The sequence below is a fragment of the Pantoea sp. X-Soil-ISGK-275 genome (genome assembly GCF_059730795.1).
The window spans coordinates 3,702,840-3,718,204 of the sequence record NZ_AP035976.1 but is presented as its reverse complement, the minus strand read 5'-3'; the positions used below and the strand labels follow the sequence as shown (position 1 = coordinate 3,718,204).

Sequence of the window (15,365 nt, the reverse complement as noted above, 5' to 3'; positions counted from 1 at the left end):
CAATGCGAATAATTGTCTATGGCAGTTTACGGCGCAAACAGGGAAACAGTCATTGGATGACGAATGCGCAGTGGCTCGGCGACCATCAGATTGTGGGGTTTGATCTCTACAATCTGGGTCACTATCCGGGCGTGGTGGAAGGAGAAGGCAGCGTCTATTGCGAGGTGTATCGCATTGACGCCAGCACGCTCGGCGAACTTGATGCCTTGCGCACCAAAAATGGCGAATACAAACGCCAGCTTATTCAGACGCCTTACGGCAGTGCCTGGCTGTATGTCTATCAGCGCTCAGTCGCGGGTCGCACGCATATCGCGAGCGGTGACTGGTTAAGGCGAGATGGCGAAACAGAGGCATAAATAAAAACACCGTCCATTGGACGGTGTTTTTTTATGCATGGCAGAAAGAGGCTTATTTCTTCTGCGCGCGCTCGTAAGAGGCGATGATTTCAGCTTTGGCCGCTTCTGCGTTGTCCCAGCCGTCAACCTTCACCCATTTGCCTTTTTCCAGATCTTTGTAGTGCTCGAAGAAGTGGGTGATCTGCGCTTTCAGCAGTTCTGGCAGGTCGTTCACATCTTTGATGTGATCGTACTCTTTGCTCAGCTTGGTGTGCGGAACCGCAACCAGTTTGGCATCTTCGCCAGACTCGTCGGTCATTTTCAGCACGCCAACGGGACGGCAGCGAATCACTGAGCCCGGCACCAGCGGATACGGGGTTGGCACCAGCACGTCAACCGGATCACCATCCAGAGACAGCGTGTGGTTGATGTAACCGTAGTTGCACGGATAGAACATGGCGGTAGACATGAAACGGTCTACAAACAGGGCGCCAGACTCTTTGTCGACTTCATATTTGATCGGATCGGCATTAGCCGGGATCTCAATGACAACGTAGATATCTTCTGGCAACTCTTTACCTGCAGGCACCTGGTTCAAACTCATCTGGCTTTCCTTCATTAGTCATATGTTGAGTGACGGCTATTATAGCCAACTGACTCTGAAAGTATGCCCCCTTTTTGGCGTTTCGGAATGCTCCAAGGCGCTACTTCGCGGTGACAAACAGCGAGACGATCCCCGCAGCAATCAGTGGTCCGACCGGCACACCACGGAAGAAGGCCACGCCAATCACCGTACCAATCAACAGCCCACCAATCACCGACGGCTGCACGCTCATAAAGTTCACGCCGCGCCCGCCCAGCCAGGCGACAAAAACGCCCACCACAATCGCGATAATCGATTGCCAGTTGGCGAACGATTTCAACAGCGAAGAAGCAGGCAGCGTGCCGCTGGCCAGCGGCGCCATCACCGCAACGGTGAGGATGATGATGCCAATCTGAATGCCCTGTTTTTCCACATAGGGAAAGAATTGCGACAGCGGAGTGAGCTTAATCGCCAGCAGGATCAGAATCGAAATGGTAACGGCGCTGTTATGAACGAAATAGCTGAGGACGGCGAGGCAAACAAGAATGATGGTGGAGGCATAAGCAGCCATGGTTTCTCCCTGCAGATGAATGGGCGCGTTGGCCGATGCCAGCGCTAAGCGTATTAAACGCTTACATTAATCAACAATCGTCGGGGTTGGCGCAACTGCCTTTGTTAATTGATTGCAACATCAGCGCCTGATTGCGCACCAGACTCACGCCCTGCGCACCAACCGACAGCGCGGCCATCGTGCCCTGACTGCTAACAAAATAGCTGCGGCTGGCATCCAGCCAGCTGTCGCGATAAGTCAGCCACGCGCGCTGGGCGTTGCGCAATTTGTCTTTAGGCGCGCCGGTTAATTTTTTCATCGCTTGGGTGTATTGCGCGTTCATCTCTTTATCCCAGGCTTTATTGGCCGTGCCGTAGCATTGAGACATACCGGCGGTGCTGGATTCCTCTTTCAGACACTGATCGAGCTGCTGATCGATAGGGTTTTGTTGTGCTGCAGCAAAACCACTGACCAACAAACACGCCATCGGGAGCCATTTTTTCATCGTTTCATTCCTTAAATTTTGCTGGGGCAGAGTTCAGTAAAAATGAAGTCTGGGTGATCGTCAGCCAATTGACCATCAACAATGGATAAAGTTTCTGCGATCAACGGCCGATAATCTTTCCGTTTTAGGGCCAGCGGATTTCTGCCTTTTCTTGCAAACGGGGATAATCATGTTCAAACAGCTATCAATTCGTACAGCATTACTCACGCTTTTGGCTTTTATGACGCTGCTGCTGCTGGCAGTCAGCGCGATGGGCATCTCGGCCATCAACGCAGGCAATCAATCACTGGATGCGCTCAACCGCATACAGGGGATTGAGCTCAATGCCTTGTATCAAAGTCGTTCCGAACTGATGCGCGCGCGTGCTAGCGCCGCATTGGCGGTGCGTAAAATTGAAATTGGTTTACTGGATGACGGCGATGTTGTCACCAAACAAACCCAAGCGGCAGTAGAAAGTTCTCATAAGTATTTGCAGGCCTTTGTGGAGGCCGGCACGGTCACCGCTCACGGCAAAACCCTGGCTGACGCCGTCGTCGCGACCTATAACGCGTACGAGAAAGAGGGCATCACACCGATGATTGATGCCCTGAAAAAGCAGTACACCGATGAATATTATCAGGTGCTGGAAGGCAAACAGTCGGCGCTGGCAGCCAATTACTCGAAAGCGGTGAATGATTTTAGCGTCTACGCCAATGACGTTTCGGCAGCGCGCCTGGCGCAGGCCGCGCATGATGAGCTGCAGCTGAAGATTCTGATTGGCGTTTCCATGGTGCTGACCTTGCTGCTGATTGTGCTGGCCTGGCAACTGCTGCGTCGTCTGCTGCTGCGTCCACTCGATGGTGCAATTCTGCATCTGGAGCAAATTGCGGCGGGCGATTTATCACAGCCGCTGCCGGCCGCCGGGAAGAATGAGTTAGGCCGTCTCAATCAGGCGCTGGCAAATATGCAGCTGGCGCTCAGCAGCTCGGTCAGTCAGGTGCGTGAAGCCAGCTTGCAGATTGATGTGGGCAGCCGCGAATTAGCGGCGGGCACCGTGCATCTTTCCCAGCGTACCGAAGAGTCAGCCGCCTCGCTGGAGCAAACCGCCGCCAGCATGGAGCAACTTACTGCGACGGTACGTCTCAATGCCAGCAATGCCAAAGAGGCCAATCAGCTTGCCAGCAATGTCTCCGACAGCGCCGATCGTGGTGCCGAAGTGGTCGGCTACGTGATGGAGAAGATGCAGGAGATCACTCAAAGCTCCAATCGCATCGGCGACATTCTCAGCGTGATTGATGGCATTGCTTTCCAGACCAACATTCTGGCGCTGAACGCCGCGGTCGAAGCCGCGCGTGCCGGTGAGCAAGGGCGCGGCTTCGCCGTGGTCGCTAATGAAGTACGCACGCTGGCCGGACGCAGCGCTACCGCCGCCAAAGAGATCCGCGAGCTGATCGCGGAATCGCAGACGCGGGTGCAAGAGGGCAGCGATATGGCCACGCGCGCCGGTGAAACCATGGATGAGATCTCCAGCGAAGTGATGCGTGTCACCACGTTGATGAAAGAGATCTCTATCGCCTCGGAAGAGCAGAGTCGCGGTATCGAACAGGTGAATCAGGCGGTAACGCAGATGGATGAAGCTGCACAGCAGAACGCCGCGTTAGTCGAAGAAGCCAGCGCCGCAACCCAATCGCTGGAAGCGCAGTCGCAGCAGTTGCAGGATTCGATGGCGCAATTCCGCGTGTCTGCGGCGTAATAAAGTTAACAGGCGTGAAATAAGTTGGGTCGCGATAAATAGCGACCCAATAATTAATTTATCGCCGCACGTATTTAGACGTAGCGAATCATTAAGCTGGAATTTAATTAGTTTTATGCGTGCGAATGATTTCGGCGAGCGCATCATCTTCCGCGTAAAAATAAGCGGCGGGTATTTCTAATACGTCCGCCAATCGCTGGGCTGTATCCAAATCAACCTGATGAATTCCATTCTCGTAACGATTAATTCGCGTGCTGGCAACAAACTCATCGATCCCCGCTGCAATCCCCAATCCTTTTTGCGACAAACCTTTAGCCAGACGCGCTTGTTTCAAGCGTCTTTGGAAGGTTAGCTGGAGAGAGGAGGTCGATTTCATGGCTACGAGAATCGTAGATTTACTGCTTGTCAGATACTACGAGTAACGTAGTATCGTAAATAGAACAGATAAGCGGACTAAGGAGAGTTACGTGAATAATGCAAAACAAGACTGGCATCCTGCCGATATTATTGCTGCTCTGCGAAAGAAAGGAACGTCAATGGCGGCGGTGTCGCGGCAATCTGGATTATGTTCAACCACGCTCGCCAATGCATTAGTGCGGCCGTGGCCAAAAGGGGAATTATTAATTGCCGATGCGATTGGTATTTCGCCCGCAGAAATTTGGCCTAGTCGTTATTATGCGGAAGATGGCGCGTTAATTGATCGCCAGGCAAAAATCAGAAATATGAATACAAAAAGCCCGCACTAAGGCGGGCTTGCTACAGCGGGAAAAAATTACGCTGAATGGTCGTCCGGATATTCACGGATGAAGCGTTCAACGTCGCCCACCATCGCGTCGTTGCCGCAGAAGAACGGGCAGCGCTGATGCAGCGTTTCTGGCTGGATGTCGAGGATGCGATTAGCACCATCGCTGGCTTTACCGCCCGCTTGCTCCGCCAGGAAGGCCATTGGGTTGCATTCGTACAGCAGACGCAGCTTACCTTTCGGATGGCTTGCGGTGCTGGGGTAAAGGTAGATGCCGCCTTTCAGCAGGTTACGGTGGAAATCGGCCACCAGTGAACCAATGTAGCGCGAGGTATACGGGCGCTTGGTGGCGATATCTTCTTCCTGACAGAACTTCAGGTATTTCTTCACGCCCTGCGGGAAGCGAATGTAGTTACCTTCGTTGATCGAGTAGGTGTAACCCTTCTCCGGGAAGGTCATGCGCTCGTGGCTCAGGCAGAATACGCCGAGCGACGGATCGTAAGTAAACGCATGCACGCCCACGCCGGTGGTGTAAACCATCATGGTGGAAGAACCGTACACCACGTAGCCCGCCGCAACCTGCTTGTTACCCGGCTGCATGAAGTCGGCTTCGGTGATTGGCGTGCCCGGCTCGCTGATGCGATGGTAGATAGAGAAAATGGTGCCGACGGAAACGTTAACGTCGATGTTTGAAGAACCGTCCAGCGGATCCATTAATACAACGTATTTGCCATTCTCGGAGCCTTCAAAGATGACGAACTCGTCTTCTTCTTCCGACGCGATACCGGCCACCACGCCGCGTGCTTTCAGGGCGGCTTTCAGCTTTTCGTTGGCAAACAGATCAAGCTTCATCTGCTGCTCACCCTGCACGTTTTCCACGCCGCTGGCACCCAGAATATCCACCAGACCCGCTTTGTTGATGTCGCGGTGGATAATTTTAGCGCCAAGCTTAATGGAAGAAATCAGCGCCGTCAGTTCACCTGTGGCGTGTGGAAAGTCGTGTTGCTTCTCGACGATGAATTCGCCTAACGTTTTCATAACACATTCCCTGCATCTACGATGGAGTGGCAGCAGCTGTAACAAGCTACCAACGTATGAGCGCAGTTTAGCCGATTGAACTTTAAAAACCATAGTCCTAATCCGTTTCTTCCCTCTCAACTCGGCGTTACACTGTGCGCCGAACTTTTGAGTAATGGATCTCTTTATGCGTATTCACATCCTCGGGATTTGTGGCACTTTCATGGGTGGACTGGCGATGCTGGCACGCTCGCTGGGACATGACGTTACCGGCTCAGACGCCAATGTCTATCCGCCGATGAGCACGTTGCTGGAGCAGCAAGGCATTGAATTGACAGAAGGTTACGATGCCAGCCAGCTAGATCCGCAACCGGATCTGGTTATCATTGGTAACGCGATGACGCGCGGCAATCCTTGTGTGGAAGCGGTACTGGAACGCAACATTCCTTACCTCTCTGGCCCGCAATGGTTGCACGATTTCGTGCTGCGCGATCGTTGGGTGCTGGCGGTGGCGGGAACCCACGGCAAAACCACCACAGCCGGCATGGCAGCGTGGATTCTCGAGGCCTGCGGCCTGGAACCGGGCTTTATCATCGGTGGTGTACCAGGAAACTTCGAGGTTTCGGCAAAATTAGGAAAAAGTCCATTCTTCGTCATCGAAGCGGATGAGTACGACAGCGCGTTCTTCGACAAGCGTTCCAAGTTTGTGCATTACTGCCCGCGCACGCTGATCCTCAACAACCTCGAATTCGATCACGCGGATATCTTTGACGATCTGCGCGCTATCCAAAAGCAGTTCCATCACTTGATCCGCATCGTGCCGGGCCAGGGCAAGATCCTGCTGCCGGAGCACGACAACAACATCAAGCAAGTGATGGCGATGGGCTGCTGGAGCGAGCAGGAAACCGTCGGCGATAACGGTCACTGGCAGGCGAAAAAGCTGACGCCGGACTCGTCACATTGGGAGATCTGGCTCGACGGCGAGAAAGTCGGCGAAGTGAATTGGGCGCTGGTGGGCGAGCACAACATGCACAATGGCCTGATGGCGATTGCAGCGGCGCGTCATGTTGGAGTGAAACCGGTGGATGCGGGTGAAGCGCTGAGCAGCTTCATTAATGCCCGTCGTCGTCTCGAACTGCGTGGTGAAGTGAACGCCATCAAGGTGTACGACGATTTTGCTCACCATCCGACGGCGATTCTCGCCACGCTGGCGGCGCTGCGCAGCAAAGTGGGCGGCACGGCACGCATTCTGGCGGTGCTGGAACCGCGTTCAAATACCATGAAGATGGGCGTGAGCAAGAACGAGTTAGCACCATCGCTGGGTCGCGCCGATGAAGTGTTCCTGTTCCAGCCGCACCATATTCCGTGGCAGGTTTCCGATGTGGCCGAGGCGTGCATCCAGCCGGCGCAGTGGAGCGCGGATATCGATACGCTGGTGGAAATGGTGGCGAAGAAAGCCCAGCCAGGCGATTCGATTCTGGTGATGAGTAACGGCGGGTTTGGTGGTATTCACCAGAAATTGCTGGATCGGTTAGGGCGGTGATTTAGCGGTTTTCCCCTCACCCTAGCCCTCTCCCGCATGCGGGAGAGGGAATGTTTAGGCGGTGCTCAGTCGGCCCCTTCTCCCGCTTGCGGGAGAAGGTTGGGATGAGGGGAAAACCGCAGCGGTCTTAAGCTTCTGCCAGCTCGCGCAGATACTGGAAAATCTGGCGGGCAGATTTTGGTGGCTTATTGGTGGCTTTCTCTTTCTGCGCATTGCGGATCATGCTGCGCAGTTGCTGACGATCGGCGTGCGGATAGAGGTTAAACACCTCTGCGACCGCGTCATCACCTTGCTCGATCAAACGATCGCGCAACATCTCCAGCTTATGGAACAGCGCAACCTGCTGGTTGTGGCGGTTCTTCAGCTTATCCAGCGCCTGGCGAATCGGATCTTCATCGCGGGCACGCAGCATTTTACCAATCAGCTGCAGCTGACGGCGGCGGCCTTCTTTCTTGATGCGCTGCGCCAGTTCAATCGCGTCGCGCAGTTGTTCGTCGAGTGGAATCTTGTCGAGGGAATTTTTCCCCAGATCAACTAACTCGGCGCCAAGGCGTTTCAGCTCTTCGGCATCGCGTTTAATTTCGCTTTTGCTGACCCAGATAATCTCTTCGTCTTCTTCGTCATTATTATCCGGCACATCGTCGAGCCAGTCATCGGGCTGCTTTGTCATCTCTTGGCTCCCAAAAAAAAGAGGCTAATCCTACCAGTTTATCGGGCGACTGCGAAATTGTTCTCTGAGTCTGATAGACTCAAACAATTCATACTTAAGATTAGACGGCAGGTCGATGAACGTATCTACTCAGGTTGCAGAACAACGTAAAGTGTTGGAACAGGCTGTCGCGCAGGCGTTGGAACTGGCAAAAGCCAGCACCGATGGTGCTGAAGTGGCGGTCACGAAAACCACCGGCATCGGCGTCAGTACCCGCTATGGCGAAGTGGAAAACGTCGAATTCAACAGCGATGGTGCGCTCGGCATTACCGTCTACCATCAAAACCGTAAAGGCAGCGCCTCCTCCACCGATCTCAGCCCGGATGCGATCAAACGCACCGTGCAGGCGGCGATCGACATCGCGCGCTACACCTCGGTGGATCCGTTCGGCGCACCGGCCGATCCCGAGCTGCTGGCGTTTGAAGCGCCGGATCTCGATCTCTACCATCCGTGGGAGATCGATGCCGATCGCGCTATCGAACTGGCCGCTCAGGCGGAACAGGCTTCATTACAAGCTGACAAGCGCATCACCAATACCGAAGGCGGCAGCTTCAACAGCCACGTTGGCATCAAAGTGTTCGGCAACAGCCACGGCATGTTGCAGAGCTACTGCTCAAGCCGCCATTCGCTCTCCAGCTGTGTGATTGCCGAGCAAGATGGCAACATGGAACGCGATTACGCGTACACCATTGGCCGCTCATTTGACGATCTGAAAAGCCCGGAATGGGTTGGAGCCGAGTGCGCCCGCCGCACGCTGTCGCGTCTGGCACCGCGCAAGCTCTCGACCATGAAAGCGCCGGTGATCTTCGCGCCGGAAGTGGCAACCGGTTTGTTTGGCCATCTGGTTGGCATGATCAGCGGCAGCAGCGTGTACCGCAAATCGACCTTCCTGCTCGATTCGCTCGGTAAGCAAATTCTTCCGGAATGGCTGACCATTGAAGAGCATCCGCACCTGCTGAAAGGATTGGCATCTACGCCGTTCGACAGCGAAGGCGTGCGCACCCAATCGCGTGACATCATCAAAGATGGCGTGCTGCAGAACTGGCTGTTAACCAGCTATTCGGCGCGCAAGTTGGGTTTGCAGAGCACCGGCCACGCGGGCGGCATCCACAACTGGCGTATTGCCGGTCAGGGCCAAAGCTTTGACGGCATGCTGAAGCAGATGGGCACCGGTTTAGTGGTAACCGAGATGATGGGCTCCAGCATCAACGGTATGACCGGCGACTATTCACGCGGCGCATCCGGTTTCTGGGTGGAAAACGGTGAGATTCAATATCCTGTGAGCGAGATCACAATCGCTGGCAACCTCAAGGATATGTGGCTCAATATGGTAACCGTCGGTAACGACATTGAAACCCGCAGCAATATACAATGCGGTTCGGTGCTGCTGCCGGAGATGAAAATCGCCGGACAATAAGAGTCATCGCTTTCTGAAAGCAGCCCGCAAGGCTGCTTTTTTTTTGGCCCGACAATAATAAAAGGAAATACCAATGCGTAATAAGCATGTGATTGCAGTGTTGTCGTTATCGCTGTTGTTCTCCTCGGCTAGCGTGTTTGCGGCCGATTTAGAAAAAGATATGGATGCGCTTAAAGATGGTCTGAGCGTGGTGAAGAAAACCTCCGACGCGCAGGAAATGCATACTGCGTTGGGCAAAATGCGTCAGGCGGCGACGGATGCTAAGCAATCCACGCCGGAAAAACTGGAAGGCCAGGCGGCCGATAGCGCGCAGATCAAGGATTATCACGCCGGTCTGGATTCGCTGATTGCCCAGATCGATGTGGTCGATCAGCTGGCGCAAGCCAACAAGCTGGACGAAGCCAAGGCTGAAGCGAAGAAACTGGAAGATATTCGCAACGCCAACCATAAGAAATTCCGCTGATAAACCGGCCAGCCCTGCGGCTGGCCTTATTCCTTCTTGCCTTCTCACCGCTTTACTCCACGTAAATCCATCATTTCTCGCATTTTGTGACCGGTTTCGCACACTTCGTGCGTCCTGAGATCTGGCGCACACTCGCCCGTGGGATTTCCACTTTGAGGTGGAAAAGATGCGTCTCAACAGCCTGCAGCGGAAAGCGTAATTTCTTTTCAACGCGAATTATCTGTAATTGTCCGCTGTAAACAGGAGTAACAAGGTGAGGAGTGAAGCTGTCCCGCTGAAACAGAGCACGCCGGAAGCGATCCAGGCGCTGGCGGATAAGGTGTTAAGCCAAATTGCAGCGATCTACGCCGCGCATCACATCGAAGCCAACGCCGTGCAGCAGCAGATGCTGGCTTCGCATGTCCGGGCGATGGCATCGCGCTCCCTGACGGGCGAAGCGCTGCCGGAGGTAGAAGCTGAGCTGTTTGAAGATATCTCGCCGGAAACCATGGCGCTGGCGCAGCAGGTGGTTGATCTGTTTGGCAATCTGCCCAAAGAGGAAGCCTGGCTGTTATCCGTACATATCGAAGTTGCACGTGCAAACGAAGCTTAAATTTTAAGGAATTCAACATGGTAACTGTAGTGATTGGCGATCGTCTGGGTAAAGGTCAGAAAGTGGCTGCGGGCATCGAGAAAGCCGGTGGTCGTGCGGTGGTGGTGCCGGGCGTGGCAGCCGACATGAAGTTGGGCGATGTAATGAAAGCGGAAAACGCTGACTTCGGCATCTCCTTCTGCGGCAGCGGCGGCGCCGGTGCGATTACCGCGCAGAACAAATATGGCTACAAAGCCAAGCACGGCATGCGTTCGATTGACGAAGGCGTGACCGCCATCAATGAAGGTGCCACCGTGCTGGGCTTCGGCTTTATGGATAAAGAAGAGCTGGGTGAGCGTCTGGTGCAGGCCTGGACTAAAAAACACGGCAGCTAAGTATGAAACAGCAATACGAGACGCAGGTAACGGTGCAGGGCAAAGGCGACAGTAAAGCAAAAGCCTTTGCCGATGCGCTGAGCAAGGTGCAGCAGCAAGTGCTGCGCACCAGCCAAAAGATTCTGTTGCGCATTGAACCCATGGATGTGCGGGTGCTGCGCGCGCAGGAGAGCGTGCGCAAGGAAAAATTCTTGTTCTTCTTCCTCGCGCGTGAGCGACGGAATTACAGCGTTGAGCTGGACATTACCGTCAGCGTCACTGTGATCGACACCGACAAGGTGGACTTCATAGCGACGTAATAAAAACGACAACAAGGGTACGACGACATGTTTTTAATCATTTTGTTTAAGTCGTTAATCATTGGTGGATTGGTTGGCGTCGGGGTAGGAGCGGGCGCAGCGCGCATGTTCCACGCACCGACCACGCAAGGTATGGGCGCATTCCGTACCTTGGGTGAACTCAATTCCTGCGAAGGCGATCCCGCATCGCACTTCTCCTTTGGTCTCGGCTTCTTCTTTAACGCCTGGGCATCATCCGTTGCAGCGGGTTCTTTCACGCAGGACGTCGATCACCGCATTTTGCCGAACTGGGGCGCGGCGGCATTGATGGTGAAAAACCGCAACGTGGCGGAAACGCTGCACAATCCGAAACGCATGGCGATTGCCTGCGGCATCATCGGCATGATTGTGGTGGCCTTCCTTAACAGCACCGCATCTGCCGTTCCGGCGGCCTTGCAGGTCACCGCAGTGAAAGTGCTGGTGCCGGCAGCGAACCTGCTGGTGAACACCGTGATGCCAGTGATCTTCTGGCTGGCAGCGATTGATGCCGGTAAGAAATCCGGCTTCTGGGCCACCATCTTCGGCGGCCTGGCGCAGCTGATCATGGGCAACGCCGTACCGGGTTTGGTGCTGGGGATCCTGATCGGTAAAGGTGTGGAAGAGAGCGGCTGGAACAAAGTCACCAAAGTGATGATGTTCGCCATCGTGCTGCTGTTTGCTTTGAGCGGCTTCTTCCGCGGTTTCGACATGAAACTGCTGCAATCCTTCCAGCTGGGTATTCCGGGCTGGCTGGATATGATCCACAACAGCGTCAGCGGCAAATAAGGAGCCATCAGCATGAACGAAACCGAAAACAAAGGGTTCTGGTACGCCGACTGGTCTTTCCCGATTTTTGTTGGCCTGCTCTCGTCCGGCGTGTTTGCCGGTACGCACATGTATTACCTCTACGGCATTGGTGCTTTTAACGAAGTGGCGTTTGTCTCGATGCTGCGTTCCGGTATGGAAACCGGCGTATACGGCGCGGTGGCGGCATTCGGTGCCAGCTTCCTGTTCGCGCGCATTATCGAAGGTTCGCTGGTGGGAATTCTCGATATCGGCGGCGCGATCCAGACCGGCGTTGGCCTTGGCGTACCTGCGCTGCTGCTCGGTGCGGGCATCGTGTTCCCGGTCGCCAACTTCGCCGCTTCACTGGCCACCGGTTTGGTGGTGGGTTTAGCGATTGGTTATCTGATCATCCTGGCGCGTAAGTTCACCATCAATCAGAGCGACTCAACCTACGGCGCAGACGTAATGATGGGCGCGGGTAACGCATCGGGCCGTTTCCTTGGACCGTTGATTATCTTGTCGGCCATGGCTGCGTCGATTCCGATTGGTCTCGGTTCGCTGGTGGGTGCGCTGCTGTTCTACCTGTGGAATAAGCCGATCACCGGCGGCGCGATTTTAGGCGCGATGGTGTTGGGTGCGATGTTCCCAATTTCTCTCTGATGTTGGACGGTCGCCATGAATGGCGACCCTACACGTAAGGAGTAAGCATGTTTGATCTGATTTTGCGCTGCGCACGTTTGTGCGACGAACAGCTGGTGGATATTGCCATTCAGCACGGCAAAATCGCCGCCGTCGGCGAGGTGAGCGGCCCGGCACAGCAGGAGCGCGATCTTGCGGGACGTTACTACGTGAGCGCTGGCTGGATTGACAGCCACGTGCACTGTTATCCCAAATCCCCAATTTATCACGACGACGCCGACACCATTGGCATGGCGCAAGGCGTCACCACGGTGGTGGATGCTGGCAGCACCGGCGCTGATGACATCGACGACTTTTATCAGCTCACGCGCTCGGCCACCACCGAAGTGCGCGCGCTGATCAACATCTCGCGCACCGGCATTGTGACGCAAAACGAGCTGGCCGATATGGCGCAGATCGATAGCGATGCGGTGGTGCAGGCGGTGAAGCGCCGTCCGGACTTTATCGTCGGCCTGAAAGCGCGCATGAGCAGCAGCGTGGTGGGCGAGAACGGCATTCAGCCGCTGGTGCGGGCCAAGGCGATTCAGCAGGCAGCCGGCAATTTGCCGCTGATGGTGCACATCGGCAACAACCCGCCGGTGCTGGAAGAGATCGCCGATCTGCTGACCTCCGGCGACATCATTACGCACTGCTTTAACGGCAAGCCGAATCGTATCTTGTCGCCGCAGGGCGAGCTGAAAGCGGCGGTGAAAAATGCCATCGCACGCGGCGTGAAGCTGGATATCGGCCACGGCGGCGCCAGCTTCAGTTTTGAGGTGGCGCGTCAGGCGATCGCGCAGGGCATTCTGCCCGACACCATCAGCTCCGACATTTACTGCCGTAACCGCATCAATGGCCCGGTACATAGCCTGGCGCACGTGATGTCGAAATTCTTCAGCATTGGCATGACGCTGCCGCAAATCATCGAGTGCGTCACCGTTAATGCCGCTGCAGGCCTGCGTCTGGCGGGCAAAGGGCGCTTAACCGCCGGTTATGACGCCGACCTGACCATTTTTACCGTCAAAGAGGAAGCCCGCCCGTTCGTCGATGCTGAAGGCGAACAGGTTTTGGGTCAGCAACACATTTTGCCGCAGGCCGTGGTTATCGCCGGTCACTGGCATCTGACTGATGAAGGGAAAACGAATCATGTCTTCGATTTATGAAAAATATGACCTGAAGCAGGTCATCAACGCCTCGGGCCGCATGACCATTCTCGGTGTTTCTACGCCGTCTGCGGATGTGGTGGATACCGTCAGCTACGGTCTGAATCACTACTTCGAGATGAAAGATCTGGTCAACAAGACCGGCGCTTACATTGCCAAACTGCTGGACGTGGAAAGCGCGGTGGTAGTGTCCTGCGCCTCGGCGGGCATTGCGCAGAGCGTGGCGGCGGTGATTGTGAAAGATAACGACTGGCTGCTGGAGAATTTGCACGCCGCGCCGCTCAGCGTGCCGCACGATATCGTGGTGCCAAAAGGGCATAACGTGAACTTCGGCGCACCGGTGGGCAGCATGGTGGCGCTGGGTGGCGGCCGTTTGATCGAAGCTGGTTACAGCAACGAATGTTCGCCAGAGCAGCTGGCGGCGGCGATCACGCCGACCACGGCGGCGCTGATGTACATCAAATCGCATCACTGCGTGCAGAAAAGCCATCTCAGCGTGGAGCAGGCAGCAGTTGTGGCGCGCAAACACGGCATTCCATTGATCGTCGATGCAGCAGCAGAAGAGGATTTACAGTGCTACTACCAAATGGGCGCGGATCTGGTGATTTACAGCGGTGCCAAGGCGATTGAAGGGCCGACCAGCGGCTTAGTGATCGGTCGTACGCAATACGTTGAGTGGGTGAAACGTCAGAGCAATGGCATTGGCCGCGCGATGAAAGTTGGTAAAGAGGGCATTCTTGGCCTGACGCAGGCGATTGAAAACTATCTGGTGCAGCCAAAAACCACCGGCGCCGAGATGGTGGCCAACATGACGCCTTTCATCGACAACCTCAACACGCTGAACGGCGTCAGCGCGCGCGTGGTGTGGGATGCGGCGGGACGCGATATTGCGCGTGCCGAAATCAAGTTTGATGAAGCGGTCACCGGCTGGCCGACTGGCGAACTGGTGCAGGCGCTGAAAACCGGCGACATCGCCATCTATTTCCGTGGCTACAAAGCCAACGAAGGCATTATCGAAGCCGATGTGCGCAGCGTCAGCGCCGATCAGCTGCACATCATCTTTAGCGCTATTCAGGCGTTGATCAGCGGAGGAAAACGCGCATGAGTCTGAACCCGAACTTCTATCAGGATCGCCTGTGCCTTAACGTGCTGGCCGGTTCGAAGCAGAACGCCAAAGAGATCTGGCAGGCGGCTGAAGGCCATGTGCTGGTGGGCGTGCTGTCAAAAAACTACGCCAGCAATGAAGACGCCATTGCCGATATGCGCGAGTATGCGGCGCTGATCGACAATGCGCTGTCCGTGGGTTTGGGCGCAGGCGATCCGAACCAGTCGGCGATGGTGAGTGAGATCTCGGCGGTGCTGCAACCGCAGCACGTCAATCAGGTATTCACCGGCGTGGCGACCAGCCGTGCGCTGCTCGGCCAGAACCAAACCGTGGTGAATGGTTTGATTTCACCCACCGGCACGCCGGGCCTGGTGAAAATCTCCACCGGACCGCGCAGCTCAAAGAACGCCGAAGCGATTGTGCCGATCGACAGCGCCATCGCCATGTTGCAGGACATGGGCGGCAGCTCGGTGAAATACTTCCCGATGGGCGGCCTGAAAGCGGTGAATGAGTATCGTGCGGTGGTGGAAGCCTGCGCGCGTCACGACTTCTGGCTGGAACCCACCGGCGGCATCGATCTCAACAACTTCGAAGAGATTGTACGTATTGCGCTCGACGCAGGCGTGAGCAAAGTGATCCCGCACGTCTACAGTTCGATTATTGATAGTGCAAGCGGCGACACGCGCATTGACGATGTGCGTCAGCTTCTGGCAACGTGCAAGAAACTGCTGTAACAAATGAGTAACAGGTGAGG

The 15,365-nt window shown here is 55.3% G+C and carries 20 protein-coding genes; 14 read left to right on the top strand and 6 right to left on the bottom strand.

All coding sequences use genetic code 11. The features are described from left to right. Positions 1-2 precede the first annotated feature (2 nt). On the top strand, positions 3-356 hold the full coding sequence (locus AC6I8A_RS17205; RefSeq protein ID WP_101762883.1) for a gamma-glutamylcyclotransferase family protein: 354 nt from the start codon (positions 3-5) through the stop codon (positions 354-356). A 52-nt stretch (positions 357-408) separates the two neighbouring features. Here AC6I8A_RS17205 and ppa read toward each other — a convergent pair whose 3' ends face one another. The 3 genes from ppa to AC6I8A_RS17190 form a co-directional block, all read right to left on the bottom strand. Next, positions 409-939, bottom strand: coding sequence for an inorganic diphosphatase (gene ppa / locus AC6I8A_RS17200; protein ID WP_007892166.1), 531 nt, complete (start codon positions 937-939; stop codon positions 409-411). 100 nt (positions 940-1,039) lie between these two features. Further along, complete coding sequence (locus AC6I8A_RS17195) at positions 1,040-1,489, bottom strand: DUF441 domain-containing protein (protein ID WP_008103576.1); 450 nt, start codon at positions 1,487-1,489, stop codon at positions 1,040-1,042. Positions 1,490-1,559: 70 nt separating this feature from the next. Continuing rightward, entirely contained in the window at positions 1,560-1,973 is a 414-nt protein-coding gene (locus tag AC6I8A_RS17190) for a lysozyme inhibitor LprI family protein (RefSeq protein ID WP_312179011.1), read from the bottom strand. A 169-nt stretch (positions 1,974-2,142) separates the two neighbouring features. Between AC6I8A_RS17190 and AC6I8A_RS17185 the strand changes: the two genes are divergently transcribed. Beyond that, positions 2,143-3,705, top strand: coding sequence for a methyl-accepting chemotaxis protein (locus AC6I8A_RS17185; RefSeq protein ID WP_479489153.1), 1,563 nt, complete (start codon positions 2,143-2,145; stop codon positions 3,703-3,705). Positions 3,706-3,808: 103 nt separating this feature from the next. Here the strand turns inward: AC6I8A_RS17185 and AC6I8A_RS17180 are convergent, their stop codons facing one another. Further along, positions 3,809-4,081 (bottom strand): helix-turn-helix domain-containing protein, encoded by a 273-nt coding sequence (locus AC6I8A_RS17180; RefSeq protein ID WP_265298695.1) that lies wholly within the window; start codon positions 4,079-4,081, stop codon positions 3,809-3,811. Positions 4,082-4,172: 91 nt separating this feature from the next. Here AC6I8A_RS17180 and AC6I8A_RS17175 point away from each other — a divergent pair, with 91 nt between their 5' ends. Next, positions 4,173-4,451 carry a helix-turn-helix domain-containing protein gene (locus AC6I8A_RS17175; protein WP_497818825.1) on the top strand — a complete coding sequence of 93 codons (279 nt, stop codon included), beginning with the start codon at positions 4,173-4,175 and terminating at the stop codon, positions 4,449-4,451. Between the two features lie 26 nt (positions 4,452-4,477). On the opposite strand, the gene fbp is transcribed toward AC6I8A_RS17175, so the two are convergent. Further along, positions 4,478-5,485, bottom strand: coding sequence for a class 1 fructose-bisphosphatase (gene fbp / locus AC6I8A_RS17170; RefSeq protein ID WP_008103565.1), 1,008 nt, complete (start codon positions 5,483-5,485; stop codon positions 4,478-4,480). A 166-nt stretch (positions 5,486-5,651) separates the two neighbouring features. On the opposite strand from fbp, the gene mpl reads away from it, so the two are divergent. After that, entirely contained in the window at positions 5,652-7,007 is a 1,356-nt protein-coding gene (gene mpl, locus AC6I8A_RS17165; protein ID WP_256697566.1) for a UDP-N-acetylmuramate:L-alanyl-gamma-D-glutamyl-meso-diaminopimelate ligase, read from the top strand. A gap of 127 nt (positions 7,008-7,134) precedes the next feature. Here the strand turns inward: mpl and yjgA are convergent, their stop codons facing one another. Next, positions 7,135-7,677, bottom strand: coding sequence for a ribosome biogenesis factor YjgA (gene yjgA / locus AC6I8A_RS17160; RefSeq protein WP_154154971.1), 543 nt, complete (start codon positions 7,675-7,677; stop codon positions 7,135-7,137). A 115-nt stretch (positions 7,678-7,792) separates the two neighbouring features. Between yjgA and pmbA the strand changes: the two genes are divergently transcribed. The 10 genes from pmbA to dagF all read left to right on the top strand — a co-directional run bounded on the left by pmbA (position 7,793) and on the right by dagF (position 15,345). Continuing rightward, on the top strand, positions 7,793-9,133 hold the full coding sequence (gene pmbA / locus AC6I8A_RS17155) for a metalloprotease PmbA (protein WP_479486266.1): 1,341 nt from the start codon (positions 7,793-7,795) through the stop codon (positions 9,131-9,133). A 73-nt stretch (positions 9,134-9,206) separates the two neighbouring features. Beyond that, positions 9,207-9,596: a cytochrome b562 gene (gene cybC, locus AC6I8A_RS17150; RefSeq protein ID WP_061720170.1), complete on the top strand. Its 390-nt coding sequence runs from the start codon at positions 9,207-9,209 to the stop codon at positions 9,594-9,596. 253 nt (positions 9,597-9,849) lie between these two features. Next, positions 9,850-10,188: a glycine dehydrogenase gene (locus AC6I8A_RS17145; RefSeq protein ID WP_008103555.1), complete on the top strand. Its 339-nt coding sequence runs from the start codon at positions 9,850-9,852 to the stop codon at positions 10,186-10,188. 17 nt (positions 10,189-10,205) lie between these two features. Beyond that, positions 10,206-10,562, top strand: a complete 357-nt coding sequence (locus AC6I8A_RS17140; protein WP_008103553.1) for an SFCGS family glycine-rich protein — start codon at positions 10,206-10,208, stop codon at positions 10,560-10,562. A 2-nt stretch (positions 10,563-10,564) separates the two neighbouring features. After that, on the top strand, positions 10,565-10,861 hold the full coding sequence (locus AC6I8A_RS17135) for a DUF4312 family protein (protein WP_256697562.1): 297 nt from the start codon (positions 10,565-10,567) through the stop codon (positions 10,859-10,861). A gap of 27 nt (positions 10,862-10,888) precedes the next feature. After that, positions 10,889-11,665, top strand: a complete 777-nt coding sequence (locus AC6I8A_RS17130; protein WP_007892190.1) for a DUF4311 domain-containing protein — start codon at positions 10,889-10,891, stop codon at positions 11,663-11,665. Positions 11,666-11,677: 12 nt separating this feature from the next. Further along, entirely contained in the window at positions 11,678-12,325 is a 648-nt protein-coding gene (locus AC6I8A_RS17125; protein ID WP_008103548.1) for a DUF4310 family protein, read from the top strand. Positions 12,326-12,372: 47 nt separating this feature from the next. Next, complete coding sequence (locus tag AC6I8A_RS17120) at positions 12,373-13,506, top strand: amidohydrolase/deacetylase family metallohydrolase (RefSeq protein WP_497818824.1); 1,134 nt, start codon at positions 12,373-12,375, stop codon at positions 13,504-13,506. Further along, on the top strand, positions 13,490-14,611 hold the full coding sequence (locus tag AC6I8A_RS17115) for a DgaE family pyridoxal phosphate-dependent ammonia lyase (protein ID WP_455852619.1): 1,122 nt from the start codon (positions 13,490-13,492) through the stop codon (positions 14,609-14,611). The genes AC6I8A_RS17120 and AC6I8A_RS17115 overlap by 17 nt, the downstream gene beginning before the upstream one ends. Beyond that, positions 14,608-15,345 carry a 2-dehydro-3-deoxy-phosphogluconate aldolase gene (gene dagF / locus AC6I8A_RS17110; protein WP_497818823.1) on the top strand — a complete coding sequence of 246 codons (738 nt, stop codon included), beginning with the start codon at positions 14,608-14,610 and terminating at the stop codon, positions 15,343-15,345. The genes AC6I8A_RS17115 and dagF overlap by 4 nt, the downstream gene beginning before the upstream one ends. The last annotated feature ends 20 nt before the right edge of the window (positions 15,346-15,365 follow it).